The organism is Hoeflea sp. AS60 (assembly GCF_038900115.1).
GTDB lineage: Bacteria > Pseudomonadota > Alphaproteobacteria > Rhizobiales > Rhizobiaceae > Hoeflea.
Map to the genome: position 1 here is coordinate 1,386,802 of NZ_JBBMQP010000002.1, position 13,265 is coordinate 1,400,066.

Sequence of the window (13,265 nt, forward strand, 5' to 3'; positions counted from 1 at the left end):
CCTTTTCCTTACTGAGGAACGGAAACGGTGACTTTTTTCGGTCGATCATTGCCGTTGCCCGGCACCAGTACGGTAATCACGCAGACAACCTGCCCGCCTTGCGTCTGGGCAGAAGCCGAAAGCAATTGTCCGCCGGTCTGGCCAACAACCTGGCTTGCAGCTCCGCCGCAGTCGGCGGCGATCCGGACAATGGCAGTCCCGTCCGGCGCGCGCATTTCCTGCGACACGGTGGTAACCGGTGACGCGGTTGCGACCTGCGCGGCGACTAAGCCAATACTGAGTAAGTTCATGATCATGATCAGCCCTGAAGCGGTTCGTATTTCATCTTGGAGCCAGTGATACAAGATCCTGCCTGAACCGCAAATGAATGGAAACCAGTGCTGTTGCTGATCCCTGCCAAGAAACCTCAGCCGATGCGGTTTTTCGCCGTGATCCGCCCGAATATGGCAATCAAACCGCCAATCGCAGCACCGAGCGAGGTCAAGAGCTCGATCAGAGCGTCGCGATCGGCATCACCGACGTCAACGCCCGCCAATCCAAGTCCTGCCGAAGCAATGGTCATGATGGCGCCCCACAGGGTCTTGGATTGACACCAGGATTTGATATCGGTCATGACAACTATCCTTTCAAGGTTTGCAAGAAATCAGAATACGCAAGTAGTGGTTCGTGCCACGCCCCACGGCACGCGCTTGCCCGCTTGCGCTGTGCGAAACGTCAGCGACGCTTGCGCCGTGCCGAAATCGGCAAGTTCATCTGCAACTGGATAGAGCCAGTCGGATGTATCAGTCTCGACGGTCCGCACCACCGTGGCTCCATCGAGGATCTCGATGCGGTAGCGCTCAAAACCCTCGTCATTGGTGATCTCGGCTGGCGTCCAGCTGTCGGCGGACAGCCGCCCACGCCTAATCCAAGAGAGCGCAATACCCTCCGCCTGCCTCCGGGCGCGAAGATGCACCGGCGACAGCGGTGTCAGCGCCCTCTCCCCGCCCGCAAACACAGTGGGCGCCCCACCGTCGGCAATGCCGCCCGTGGCTTCTGCGATCCAGTTGAATTGGCGGCCCGCCTCATCAAGCGATAGCCCGAGAGATTTGACCGTGCTGTCGAGAACGATGAAAGCGGCACCAGCGCTGGCGCCCGCATGCATGGCGTCATCGGTTCCCGCCTGGCCACGCAGCAGGCCTTCAAGCCGCCAACGCCCAGCCGCGATCTCTTCCGCGCTCTCAAACTGGATGATTTCCCAAGCGCCGGTGTCGGATCGAACAGCAACCGCATTTGCGCCATTCAGCACCGAAAGGCGGCTGGCGCTCGCCAGTCCGCCAAACCCGAGATCAACCACCAGCGCCGAACTGCGGTCGAACATACCTTCAATCTCTCCGGGCGGCAGCGCTTCCGCCAGCACGCCCAATTTCGCTGGCGCATCCAGCGTCACCCGGGCGGCATAGCCTTCGGTTTCAACAGAACTCGAGAGCACCATCTGCCGCCAGGGGATGGCCAAAGCGCCTGCGCGGACCCATCCGGTTTCCTCAGTGCCCGTGAGCACTGGCAGATCGAGGAAGACGATCTCCGGCGCAAAAGGCGCATTGGCGTCATTATCGGCACGTCCGGCAAATATCTCGAAGGATCCCGTCGCCACAGACCCGGCATGGGCCACTGCCTCGACGCGGCGGACCTCGCCGTCTTCTATGCGGGCAATGCGAAACCGGCTTTGCGGCGCGTTCGCCATGGCAAAGCGGACGGTGTCGCCGGGCTGAACTTTTGCTGCCTGCTGTGGCAGGGCAAAGCGCAGCTGGCGCCGTTGCAGCCGGTGATCCTGCAGCCAGCGGTCCGCAGTCATGCGGGCAAGCCCGGTGTCCACTGCCAGGCTCATCGGCAGGTCGTGCTGGCGAACGGGTTCGCCCTCAAGCCTGCGCGAGCGCGCCGAAGCGGGGGCGTAATCCACCATCGGGTCGGCGAAAAGCAAAACCGCCTCATTGGCGAACTCGCTCAATTCGCCGCGAATTTCATCAAACAGCGGCCCTTCCCCGGGCTCGGCAACGGCATAGATCTCGAGCGGAGCGGCGCCCAGTGTCAGCCGCGAGGCAAATTCCAGGCCCTCGGGTCCTTCGCGAACATCGATCGAGAACGCCTCGATCAGCGGCTGCAGCACCGCGCGCACCGAAGCCGGGCTCGAGATCACGTGACCGGTCACCATGCCGTCAACGCGATCAACATTGAAATCGGTCATTCCCGCCTCGGTCAGAATGGCCGCGATCAGATCCTTCAGCGCCACTGTCCCCAGACGCCCGTTGAGCCAATGGCCGGTGCGCCAGTTGGGGCCGTCAGACCAGACTTGTGAAGACAGCGGAAAAGCCGGGAACGGCCGCGCATCCCAGGTCCAGAGGTGAATGTGATCAGTATCGACCATGCCATCGAAATTCGCCGCTCCGGACCAATGGGCGAGATGGGCTTCAAGAAAGGCTCGCTGAGCCAGATCGTCGCGCGCGCCGGTCGAGTACCAGGGGAAAGCGCCTTCGGAGGATTTCGGATCTGGAAACAGGTTGGGCTGGTTTGCGCCCTTGTCCACCGCCGGGCAGCCCAGTTCGGTGAACCAGAAAGGCTTTGAGCCAGGCACCCAGGCGCTCGGAACAGCCACCTCGCTGCCGCTCACGCGATCAAAATGCTGGTTCTGCCACCAGCCACGCAGATCCTTGACGCGGTAGATCCAGTCCTTGCCCGCAAGGCCGTCGGTAATGGGAAGACGGTCGCGCGCGTTCCGCCCCGTCTCGCTGGCATAATACCAGTCATGGCCCTCACCACTGACGATGGCGGTCCGCATCGCATTGGTGTCATTGGCAAAGCTAGCGCCATCGGGGTTGCCCGCCGACAGATCCGCATCACGCCAGTCACTCAGCGGCATGTAGTTGTCGATGCCGATGGCGCCGATTGCCGGTTGCGCCCACAGTGGATCGAGATTGAAATACACGTCACCGGAGCCGTCATCGGGGCGGTAGCCAGCATATTCGGTCCAGTCGGCGGCATAAGTCACGGTTGTTGCGCCGCCCAGCATCGCCTTGGTATCAGCCGCCAGTTCGATCAACTCATCGATAAAGGGAAACGCGCCGGACTCGTCCCGCAGCCGGGTCAGGCCGATCATCTCCGAGCCAATGACGAAGCCATCGACGCCGCCAGCGGCAATTGCCAGGCCAGCGTGATGCAGGATGAAGCGGCGGTAGCCTTCGTCACCTCCGGCCCAGTTGACGCTGTCGCCCGAGACGACCACATCCGATACAAGCGTTGCGCCGCACAGTGCATTGATTTCGCTTCGCATCGCGGCAGTGCCGTTTGGCGTGCCGGGCCGTCCAGGCGCAACGCTTGCCGTCATGCGCCCCCGCCATGGATAGACCGACTGTCCGCTACCGCCACCAGGGTTCGGCAGGCTATTGCCCGCCGGCACATCCATCAGCACGAAGGGATAGAGTACCACCTTGAGCCCGCGGGCCTTGAGATCGCGGATCGCCTCGATGATCGACGTATCATCGGGTGTGCCGCCATAGGCCGGGCCGCCATTGCTGGTGCTGACCAGATGCGCGGTTGACCGGTCAAGACCACCCACTTTCCAAGGTCTGCTTTCGCCACTCCGCGCCACCACCTCGACACCGGGGCGAAACCGGCAATGGCTGGCGCGCAGATCATCGCCGAACCAGGCCGAGACCAGCGCCACCGACCCGAGATTGGGGCACAGCGCCTGCAATTCGTCTATCGACTGCGCCCAGTCGGTCGAGGCCTGGCGTATGTTTCGATTGAGCAGTCGCGCTGATCCCACGCCGAGGCTCTCACGCACCGGTGTGGTCGCATAGCCATGCTCAGTCGAGCCCGGAATCAGCGAAACCGCCCTGATCGCCGGTTCGAGCAAGCCCACCGGACGGACCACTTCAAACTGCAGCGTCGGGATGCGGTTGCCAAAATCATCGAGCGGCAACCGCTCGAACACCACATAGGCAAGCCCACGCCAGGCCGGCGCACGGCCTGTGCCCTGCTTGGCTTCGACCAGCGGGTCAGGCAATTGTGTCGCGGTGCCACGGTAGATCCGCATGTCCAGCGTTTCGAGATCAAGCTCGCGCCCGTCGGCCCAGACCCGCCTGATAAACGCGATCGGACCTTCGCACAGCCCGAGCGCAAAATTGGCGTGATAGTGATAGCTTTCAACCTTCGGCCCACCGCCCTTGCCGCCTTGCCTTTCCCGCGTCACCGTTTCCTCAAACCGCGTTGCCCAGATCAGCGCACCGGCAATCCGCATCGAGCCATGCACCCTCAGGATCGGCGAACCTTCATCGGCGGAGGGAATGCGGGCACCACTCAGACCGCGACCGCTAATGGTGCGGGTGGAATTGATCAGGCTGGTGTCGAGCATGCCACCGATGGTGGCGCCGATTGCCGAGCCGATGGCGGTGCCGACCGGGCCGAACACGCCGCCAAGGGCGGCTCCCGCCACCTGCAAAAGAATTGTCGCCATTTCGATGTCTCGCTTTTCAGTCTGCCAGCGGAATCCGGTGCACGGCCGCTATCCGGCGGCGCCAGGAAGGAACCAGCGCACTTTCGATGACGCCAACGGGTTCGTAAGCGTGGATGAAATGGTCAGGGCCCGACAGGATGCCCGCATGCTTGGCCGAAACCCCGGCGCGCCAGCGGAACAGCAGAATGTCGCCTGGGCTTGCTTCGGATAGCGGAATGGGGTCGCCGCAATGGCTTCGCGCGGCGATGATCAGTCGGTCGCTGCCCGCACGCTCGGCCCAGTCGGGCGCATAGGCCCCGGGGTCCTGCGAGGTGCTGCCCGTGTTCTCCGCCCAGACCCCGCGCACCAGGCCGAGACAATCGCAGCCCACGCCCTTGCGCGTTCCCTGATGACGGTAGGGTGTGCCGATCCAGGCGCGCGCCGCAGCCACGATGCGCTGGCCCTTAGCATCATCGCTCATGGCACGATTGGCCTGCCGTCATGCACCGTATCGGCATCGGCATAGCCATAGGCAAAATCGCTGCCCGGCAGATAGGGAAAGCCCTGAAAATTGAGCCCATTGGCGAACTTGGCTGAACAGGTTTCAAACGACTTGTCGCAGCCTGCCGACACCTGTAGCTGATCGCCGGGTTCTGGCAGCCGTGCCAGCGGCGACCACAGAGCAAGCCGCGCCCCGCCGCCTTCGATCGAATGGCTTGAGATGTCAGCGGACAATCCGCTCAGCAGCCCGGTCGCGAATCGGACGCGGCCATTTCCAAACCAGCCAGCAGGCTGGCCTTCCAGCCCGCTGACGATCAACGTCATCTCGTCGACCACCTCTGTGATGATGCCAGTCAGCCTGAAAGGCGCCACAGCGATATTCTTGGTGCAGCGCGCGTCACCGAGATCCGCATCGCAGCGACGTCCGTAAAGCCGCCCGTGCGGCTGGTCGAGCCGGGCCGCCAGGCTGCGCAATTCAACCGTGAAAGCCGGTCCGGCCGTTCGCACCTCGCCCAGCTCCCGGGTCGACAGCAGCACATGCTCGCCGGGGCTTTGCCAATTGACCAGAAAGGTCTCCACCCGCGCCCCGTCATAACGCCCCAGCGCAAGATCATCTGTGCTGATCGCCGCATCGGAAAAGGCGCCCGCCACATTGGCGGCGTCGGCCTCAAGCCCCAGCCCGCTCTCCACCTCGCTGGCGCGAAACCCGGTGGCGGCGGAAAACACCGTGCCACCGAATTCGAGATCGTGGTCATGTTCGGTGAAGCCCAGCACCAGACCATCGGTCCGGGTCAGCCGCCAGGCATGGCAGGTGGTGGTCGAAGTCTGATCGAGATGCGCCGACAGCGCTTCGGGAATGTCCCTCATGGCTTGATCTCCACCAATGGCACACTTGGCACCGAGCCCGCCTTGAAGGCCGCGAGGCTGATCTCGATGCGGTCGGTGTCGAAGCGCACCGGAATGTCGAATTCGTAGCCGGCGGTCACCTGGGCAACGGGCGCCGGCACTGAGCCGCGCGCAATCGTCACCAGGCCGGTGGCGTGATCCACGGCATAGTCGCTGGGGTCCAGAGCGAGGCCATCAACGGCCACCACGACGCTCCCCGCACTGGGCTTTTCGATCCGGCGGACGGTCGCGCCGGCTGCATCCGAGTAAGTCTTGCTCAGTTCAAACAGGGTCGTCACCCCGTCGCCGGTTCCGATCTGCTGGTCAATCGCGGTGACCGCCTGCCCCGGTGGCGCCGAGGCATGATCGACCGGATCGCGGAACCGAAAACCATAGAGCTGGCCGCGCCGCGCTTCGAAAAACGCGGTGAGCTGATAAAGATCATCCAGACCGCGCAGCCCGGTCCCAGCATCATAGCGCCGCCGCGCATCGGCCCAGCGCGCATTACGCGTCTCAGCGCCATTCGACAGCGCCACGATATCGGTGCGCCGTCCCGGCCCGCCGCTGGCGCCGAGCGACAGCCGCAATGGAAATTGCACTTCGTGAAAACCGTTGGTCATGTCTGCCTCCTACAAGCCACGCCGGCCACGGCCGACCGCGCGGGCCAGCATGGCGGTGACCTGGGCTTCGGATTTGGAAAAGCTCTGCACATCAGGTGTCGTCACATTGAAGGTCACCTGCACCGTTTGCGCACCACCACCCGAGGCAACGCCCAGCCGTCCGTCAGGCCCCCGGCTCAACGGGAGGATCGCTTCCGCCCCCGCCTCGCCCATCAGCCCGACATCGCCACCCTGCATCGGAAAATACGACGGCGAACCCACCACGCCACCATCGGCAAACGCGTTCACCCGTCCGGGCACACCCCCTTTGGCGAACGGCAACAGCTTGCCCAGACTTCCGGTCAGCCCCGAAATCGAGTTGCTGATCAGTCTGTCTAGGGGCTTTGTGCCCGCATCCAGCGCGATGCCGACCATGCGGGTGCCAAGCGTGCGCAGCACATCATCAAGACCACGCCCGTCCACGGTTGCGGATTTCAACGCACCCGACAACGCGCCGCCGAATGCATCGGCTTTCCGCGTCAACTCATCGAGCGCCCGGTCAGCGCCGTTGAGATCCAGTTCAACATTGATATTGAGGTTCGGCTCATCGGTCATCGTCAGCTTCCTTGTTGGGGCCGATATCGGGGAACAGCGCCATCAGGGCTTGAAGCCCGTCGCGAGTGGTCAATGACGGCGCATCCATTGCGCCGATCAGCATGGTCAGTTCGTTGAGGCTCAACCGCCAGAATGCATCAGGGGTCAGCCGCAGGTGGCCGAGGCCGAAGCGAAGCACGGACGCCCAGGGGAAAAACGTCCGGTCCGGCATCGTCACCTCCTTGCCACCTGCGGCCCGGGAGGGTTTTCCGGCCGCAACGGAAAGCGCCCCTCCCGATCTGCTAAAGTCTTTGAAGTCCCATCGGCCTCCGCGCCGCCAAAGCTCACCCAGAGCAGTTCCGTGGCGATGCGGGCGAAACCGGCCGCCCCGCCCTCGGTCGACATCTGGGCCACGTCCTCGTCGCTCAGCCGGTTCCCCGCACCGCGAAGACCCGCGCCGACAATGCGGATGATGTCGCCCGCCGAGAGCTGGCCCGCTTCGAACCGGCCCGCAAGTTCTGCGAGGTTTGAAACGCCAAAAGCGCTTTCGAGCTCCGCCAGCGCACCGAGCGTCAGGCACAAGAGCCGCGCCTCACCATCAAACATCGCCACGATCTCGCCGCGATGGCGGTTGGGGTGAATGTTCATCATCGCCTCACAATGCCGCAAAGCTCAAAGCACCGGCAGATTCCAGCGCGATCTCGAAGGTCATTTCGCCATCATGACGCCCTGCATACTCAAGCGCGATGATCTGGAACGGCCCGGTCACGGTTCCGAAATCCGGGATCGCCACCTGCCAGTCGCGGATCTCGCTGGCAAAAAATACCGTCCGCGTCAGCGCATCACTGGTCTGGTCCTTGAACAGCCCGCCACCCGACAACGACGCGCGCTGCACGCCCGCGCCGCCCAACAGCTCACGCCATCGACCGGCGGATTCCGCGTCGGTGATGTCGACGGCCTCGGCGTTGAACGCCAACCGCCGGGCACGCAGGCCGGCGATGGTCACGAAACTCCCGCCATCATCGATCTTGATGAGCAGGTCCTTGCCTTTCTGGGCGGTCATGGAAGTGTCCTTTCAAGCTTTCTTTCTGGTGTTTACGGATGCGCCGCGATCACGGCTCGGTCACCGCGCGGAACCTCAGCCGCGCCACATGCAGCCCGGTTTTTGGCGCGCGGCGGCTCAGTGTGCGCTCGTGCCTCAGATTGATCAGCGCCGCGCCCTCAAGCGTCAGACCGGTGTCATGCAATGCCGCACGGACCGCATCCGCCAGTTCGACTGCCTGCCTGCGCCCGTTCTGCTTGGTCCAAGCCTCGATCTCGAACCGGTGCTCGCTGGCGGTTCCATCTCCGGTCGAAAAATCGGAAGTCGCTATCTCGCCCAGCACCAGATAAGGCGGCTCGGCACGAGTGATCAGCCGGTCGAAAATCCGACCAGCGCCAATGATCGCGAGCACGTCCGGGTCTGACGCCAGACGGTCAACCACTGCCTTTTGCAATTGATTGGCGCTCATGGCTGGTTCTCCTCGCAGTCACAGACCAGATACCGGCGGGTCTCGTCGGGATCGCGAACGGTGCGGATCAGCAAATTGCGGCCCCGGTGCACAAAGCGCATGGCGTGGAGCACATTGTCGCGATAGCGGATGGTGACGCGATGCGTGATCGGCGCGGTCGCGGCACTTGCCTCTTCACGCGCCACCGCACGCAGCGGTTCAATCCGCCCCCAGAGCGCAGCCACCTGCGTCCAGCTTTCGCTCACGCCGCCCTGCCCATCGGGCAGTTCCGTGGGCGCCTCCAGCACCAGCCGCGCGCTCAGCCGTCCGGGATCAACAAACAGTGCGCCCATCACAGAGCCCGCCGCAGCCATGGCGCGATCAGCTGCTCGTAGCCTGGCGGAATGGAAGCCGGTTGCATGTCCGGCGTGACCGCGCCGCGGAATTCATAGAGGTGCGCTGCATGGATCAGGATCGCGCGCTTGAGCTCCGGCGGCACCTCGGTGCCCGAACCAAAGCCCGCAGTGAACTCGATCTCGATGCCGTTGATCGGCTGGCTCGGCCTCTGCCGCTGCCGGACCACCAGCCGTGCCGGTCGCGCCGCAGCGTCAAGCAGCAGTCCGCTCAGGCCCATGGTCTGGGCCACGCCGTCGGCGTCATAAACCAGAATCGCATCAATGGTTTGAACTGGCGTTCTCAGCAATTGAATCACCTCGCCGCGCGGCCAGTCGTCGAGCAAAAGCCGAAAGCCCTGGGTCATCAACGCCACGCCGGTGACCGCTTCCAGATGGGCCCGCGAGACGCGGATCAGGCTTTCCAGCAGCTCGTCTTCATCGCCCGCGTCGATGCGCAGATGCGTCTTCAATTCGGCAAGCATCACCGGCTCCGCCAGCGGCGGATCGGTCTGGATCAGTGTCATGGCAGTCTCCGGCAATAGGATGTGTTGGGTGTTCGAGTCCCTCCCCCGAACGTCGGGAGAGGGTTGCTCGGAGGGAGCGGAAGATCCGTCAGGCGGCGAATTTCAAAAGCTTGATCGCCTCGAAATTCTGCACCCCGCCGCCCACACGCTTGGTGGTGTAGAACAGCACATAGGGCTTGGCCGAATAGGGATCGCGCAGGATCCGCACCCCAGTCCTATCAACCACCAGGTAGCCGCGGCGGAAATCGCCAAAGGCAATCGCCAGCGCATTGGCAGCCACATCGGGCATGTCCTCGGCCTCGACCACCGGAAAACCCATCAGCGAGGCGGACTGACCCGCACCCGCCGGCGGCATCCAGAGATAGTTGCCATCGGCATCCTTGAACTTGCGGATCTGGCTCTGCGTCTTGCGGTTCATAACAAACCGCCCGTTCTGACGGTGCCCCGCTTTCAGCGCATAGATCAACTCGACCAGCCGGTCGGACGGATCGGTGCCGAAGGCGCCCGAAGCCCCCGTTGCGATATGGCCGAGATTGCCCCAGCTCCAGGCATCGTCGGCTACACTCGGATAGTCGAGAAAGCCGCGCGGCTTGTTGACCCCGTCGCCCGCAACAAAGGCAGCGCCTTCCTGCTCGGCAAACGCGGCTTCGACTTCGGCGGCAATCCAGCCCTCGATGTCGAGCGCGCCGTCCTCGATCAGCGAGGCGGTTGCAGCCGGCATGGCGTAGAGCTCCATGGTCGGGAATTGCAGCTCCGCCAGTTGGGGTGCCGCCGTCTGCGGCCGTGCATCGGTCTCGCCGACCCAGCCTGTCGCCATGCCATCAAGCGCGAACGGCTTCTTCAGCACCGCGCCCAACACCTGCCGCACCGTGGCAATCGAGCGGATCGGCGACAGCTCAGAGAGACGCCGGCCGATTTCGCTGTCGAGCTCGTCGGGCACCAGATAGCCGCCGTCCGGGTCGCTGCCAGCCGACATCGCTTTCAGTTCAGCCTGGCGCAGCCCGTTCTCGTCCCCGCGCCGCACATAGGCATCAAAAGCCTGGCGCACCGCGCTTGGCTGCGCCGCGCCACGTCCGAGATCAGGCCTCGCGCGTTTGACCAGCAGCGCGTCAATCGTGCGCTTCTGTTCATCGAGCGCGGTGTCGATGCGGGCCATCTTTTCCTCGGTGATCACATCACTCCCGCCGCGGCGTTCAATCTCCGCCAGCCGCTCGTCATTGGATTGCTTGTAGTGTTCAAACGCGGACATGAAGTCCTCGAAGGCTGCGGAGACATCGGCGTCGATGCTCTTGGTTTCGGGCGCGCGGGCCGCTTTGGTCCTGCAGGTCATGGGTCGTCCTTTCAGATGCTTGAGTTTGGTGGATGGAGCGGAACGGACCAGCCCGCCGGTGAGCGCGCGCAGGTGCCGTTCCAGTCGTTTGAGATCCTCCGGGCCAGCGTCCTGCCTGTCCGAAAGCGCGCCAAAGCCTCGGGCGATCAGCCCGCGCGCCTGGCGTCTTGTCAGCCCCGCATCCCGCGTGAGCCGGCGTTCAAGTTCGCGCACTGTCAGCGGTTCAGCCAGACCGGATGCAGCCTTGACCGCGGTCACCCGCGCCCCCGGCTGCATCGGGAATGTCACCACCGAGATCTCCCAGAGATCAGCGCTTAAAATTCGCCGCACCCCGGCCTTGGCCTCATTGCGGGCGCGCAGGGTCTGAAACCCAATCGACAGCCCGTCGAGCGCGCCGGATTTCATCAGCTCATGGACTTCCCGCGCCCGGGCCACACCGAGCGACAGCTTGCCCTCGACATGCAGGCCGCGTTGATCCTCGCGGATCGACAGCCAGCGGCCGATCGGCTGGTCCGGATCGTGCTGATAAAGCATGCGCACATCGCCCGCTCCTCGCCGCTTCAATGAGGCGGCAAAGGCGCCGGGCTCGATCACATCGCGCCCCAGATCCACCGCGCCGAACAGGCTGGCATAGCCCGAAAAACTGCCGTCACCGCTCACATCTTCCAGTGCCAGATCGACACGTTTTCGCTGCCGTCCGGATGCGCTCCAGTCAGTTGTCATGGTCTTGTCCTTGTTGGTGTCGAAGTGTTTTGAGATGCGCGCCGTTCAGGTTTTCGGACCGCGCCCGGTCCGGTCGGCAATCCGCGCTAGTGCGCCGAGCACCCACCAGGCGGTCATGCTTGCGGCGGCTGATCCGGTCAGCAGGGTTTCCGCCGGTGACAGCATGTCCGTCACTCCCATCCACTGCGCCAGCACCACGCCTGCCGGGCCTCCAAAGACCAGGCCGGAGACGATGCCGGCGATGGCACGGGCCACGGCTTCGCGCGCTCCTCTGGGCATCATGTAGGCGAGCGAGACCAGCGCGCCGGCCACAGCGCCCGCGATCCGTGCCGCCAGCATCGAAGGTTCAGGACCCATGCTCTGCATCGCCTCGCCTCCGCATTTGATGGTCAATTTCGGCTCAGAGATTGATTCAGGTGTGTGCGAGTTTGAATCCGGTTCAGCCCGCAACACGTTGATATCCCACGGCTTCCCGCTTCTCTTCATCCGTCAGGAAATCCGCAGCACCGACGCGGGCCCAGAGCCCGTCACGTTCAGCCGACAGGCCCGGCAGCCGGTCGGCGTCATAGTCGATCTTCAGTCCAGCTCCGTGAATGGGCTGCAGCCAGGCGGTCAGCGCCTGCGCCGTCCGGCCCACCAGCGGCAACACAGTTTGGCGGCAGAAGGCACGGTTGGCCTCCTGATAATTGGCGTAAGTCAGGTCGCCGGGGATGCCCAGAAGCATGGGCGGCACGCCGAGCGCCAGAGCGATATCCCGCGCCGCCCCGTTCTTGGCCTCGATGAAATCCATGTCGCGTGGGGTCAGTCCCATCGCCTTCCAGTCGAGCCCGCCCTCCAAGAGCATCGGCCGTCCTGCCCTTCGCGCACCCTGGTAGCCATCCTCGAGTTCGGCCTTCAGCCGTTCATATTGTTCCGGCGTCAGGTTGCCGCCGTCCTTGGGCTGATAGACCAGCGCACCCGATGGCCGGGCGGAATTGTCCAGCAGCGCCTTGTTCCAGCTCATCGCCGCATTGTGCAGATCGAGCGCCATCAGGGCTGCTTCCAGCGGAGCAAAGCCCAGATGATCATCGAGCGGATGAAACAGCTTCAAGTGCAGCAGCCCTGGCCCCTCCTCGGGCGACACGGCAAACCTCTGCCGCTTGCCGCCCGACTGATGCTCATAGGCCACCGGCCAACCGTCAGCACCCGCAATCACCCGCATCCGGTCTGGCCGCAGAAGCTGCAGTCCGGCGATGCGTCCGCCGGCGCCAACCGGGTTGATCCAGGCATTGCCCGAGAGCACCAGGTGCCCATAGAGCGTCTCGAAGAAACCGTCTCCAGCGCCATTCGGGTCGGGCCGCTGAAGCAGATCCAGCACTGGATGCCGCTCCTGTTCGCGACCACCGTCAAACACCAGCCAGGGCACCGAGGCCGCCGCCTCCGCGATCATCCGTGTCGCCCGGTGCGCCACCGGATTGCGCATAAAGCCTTCCCGCGCAATCGCGCCATAGCTGCGCCCGCTCCACTGCGCGCCCGTGTCACCCGACAGCGCTGCAATCGCGCCCGGCAACCAGCTTTTGGCGGCGGGCGCGCGAACCTGTTCTGCACGGGTCCAGGGAAGCCGAAATCCGAATGCCATGATGTCGCCCTTTCAAGCTCTGAAACCAAAAAGCCCGCCAGTTAGAAAACGTGGCGGGCAGATATTTACTCCGTCACCCCGGACCTGATCCGGGGTCCAGCGACCCTGCGTCTGCCGGGTCAGAGGCTCTGTTCA

The 13,265-nt window shown here is 64.0% G+C and carries 16 protein-coding genes and 1 pseudogene; all 17 read right to left on the bottom strand.

What is annotated here, in order from left to right; translation table 11 throughout:
• Positions 1 to 8: 8 nt before the first annotated feature.
• The gene (locus tag WNZ14_RS16955; protein WP_342869794.1) at positions 9 to 290 is read right to left on the bottom strand and encodes a hypothetical protein; all 282 of its coding nucleotides are present in this window, start codon (positions 288 to 290) and stop codon (positions 9 to 11) included.
• A 116-nt stretch (positions 291 to 406) separates the two neighbouring features.
• Complete coding sequence (locus tag WNZ14_RS16960) at positions 407 to 613, bottom strand: hypothetical protein (RefSeq protein ID WP_342869795.1); 207 nt, start codon at positions 611 to 613, stop codon at positions 407 to 409.
• A gap of 30 nt (positions 614 to 643) precedes the next feature.
• Positions 644 to 4,492 (bottom strand): glycoside hydrolase/phage tail family protein, encoded by a 3,849-nt coding sequence (locus WNZ14_RS16965; protein WP_342869796.1) that lies wholly within the window; start codon positions 4,490 to 4,492, stop codon positions 644 to 646.
• A gap of 16 nt (positions 4,493 to 4,508) precedes the next feature.
• On the bottom strand, positions 4,509 to 4,952 hold the full coding sequence (locus WNZ14_RS16970; RefSeq protein ID WP_342869797.1) for an NlpC/P60 family protein: 444 nt from the start codon (positions 4,950 to 4,952) through the stop codon (positions 4,509 to 4,511).
• Positions 4,949 to 5,839 carry a DUF2163 domain-containing protein gene (locus WNZ14_RS16975; RefSeq protein WP_342869798.1) on the bottom strand — a complete coding sequence of 297 codons (891 nt, stop codon included), beginning with the start codon at positions 5,837 to 5,839 and terminating at the stop codon, positions 4,949 to 4,951. The genes WNZ14_RS16970 and WNZ14_RS16975 overlap by 4 nt, the downstream gene beginning before the upstream one ends.
• Positions 5,836 to 6,477: a DUF2460 domain-containing protein gene (locus WNZ14_RS16980; RefSeq protein ID WP_342869799.1), complete on the bottom strand. Its 642-nt coding sequence runs from the start codon at positions 6,475 to 6,477 to the stop codon at positions 5,836 to 5,838. The genes WNZ14_RS16975 and WNZ14_RS16980 overlap by 4 nt, the downstream gene beginning before the upstream one ends.
• A 9-nt stretch (positions 6,478 to 6,486) precedes the next feature.
• A complete protein-coding gene (locus WNZ14_RS16985; protein ID WP_342869800.1) occupies positions 6,487 to 7,071 on the bottom strand; it encodes a phage tail tape measure protein in 585 nt (194 codons plus the stop codon).
• The gene (locus WNZ14_RS16990) at positions 7,061 to 7,282 is read right to left on the bottom strand and encodes a rcc01693 family protein (protein WP_342869801.1); all 222 of its coding nucleotides are present in this window, start codon (positions 7,280 to 7,282) and stop codon (positions 7,061 to 7,063) included. Before WNZ14_RS16990 ends, WNZ14_RS16985 begins: the two co-directional genes overlap by 11 nt.
• A 2-nt stretch (positions 7,283 to 7,284) precedes the next feature.
• Entirely contained in the window at positions 7,285 to 7,698 is a 414-nt protein-coding gene (locus WNZ14_RS16995) for a gene transfer agent family protein (RefSeq protein WP_342869802.1), read from the bottom strand.
• Positions 7,699 to 7,705: 7 nt separating this feature from the next.
• Positions 7,706 to 8,113, bottom strand: coding sequence for a phage major tail protein, TP901-1 family (locus tag WNZ14_RS17000; RefSeq protein WP_342869803.1), 408 nt, complete (start codon positions 8,111 to 8,113; stop codon positions 7,706 to 7,708).
• Positions 8,114 to 8,162: 49 nt separating this feature from the next.
• The gene (locus WNZ14_RS17005; RefSeq protein ID WP_342869804.1) at positions 8,163 to 8,561 is read right to left on the bottom strand and encodes a DUF3168 domain-containing protein; all 399 of its coding nucleotides are present in this window, start codon (positions 8,559 to 8,561) and stop codon (positions 8,163 to 8,165) included.
• Positions 8,558 to 8,914, bottom strand: a complete 357-nt coding sequence (locus tag WNZ14_RS17010; protein ID WP_342869805.1) for a phage head closure protein — start codon at positions 8,912 to 8,914, stop codon at positions 8,558 to 8,560. The genes WNZ14_RS17005 and WNZ14_RS17010 overlap by 4 nt, the downstream gene beginning before the upstream one ends.
• Positions 8,893 to 9,459 carry a head-tail connector protein gene (locus tag WNZ14_RS17015; RefSeq protein WP_342869806.1) on the bottom strand — a complete coding sequence of 189 codons (567 nt, stop codon included), beginning with the start codon at positions 9,457 to 9,459 and terminating at the stop codon, positions 8,893 to 8,895. The genes WNZ14_RS17010 and WNZ14_RS17015 overlap by 22 nt, the downstream gene beginning before the upstream one ends.
• A gap of 88 nt (positions 9,460 to 9,547) precedes the next feature.
• A complete protein-coding gene (locus WNZ14_RS17020; protein WP_342870268.1) occupies positions 9,548 to 10,789 on the bottom strand; it encodes a phage major capsid protein in 1,242 nt (413 codons plus the stop codon).
• 249 nt (positions 10,790 to 11,038) lie between these two features.
• Positions 11,039 to 11,512: pseudogene (locus WNZ14_RS17025) on the bottom strand (HK97 family phage prohead protease); the annotation flags it as partial.
• 45 nt (positions 11,513 to 11,557) lie between these two features.
• Positions 11,558 to 11,869 carry a DUF6107 family protein gene (locus tag WNZ14_RS17030; RefSeq protein ID WP_342869807.1) on the bottom strand — a complete coding sequence of 104 codons (312 nt, stop codon included), beginning with the start codon at positions 11,867 to 11,869 and terminating at the stop codon, positions 11,558 to 11,560.
• Positions 11,870 to 11,951: 82 nt separating this feature from the next.
• Entirely contained in the window at positions 11,952 to 13,130 is a 1,179-nt protein-coding gene (locus WNZ14_RS17035; protein WP_342869808.1) for a phage portal protein, read from the bottom strand.
• Positions 13,131 to 13,265: the final 135 nt, after the last annotated feature.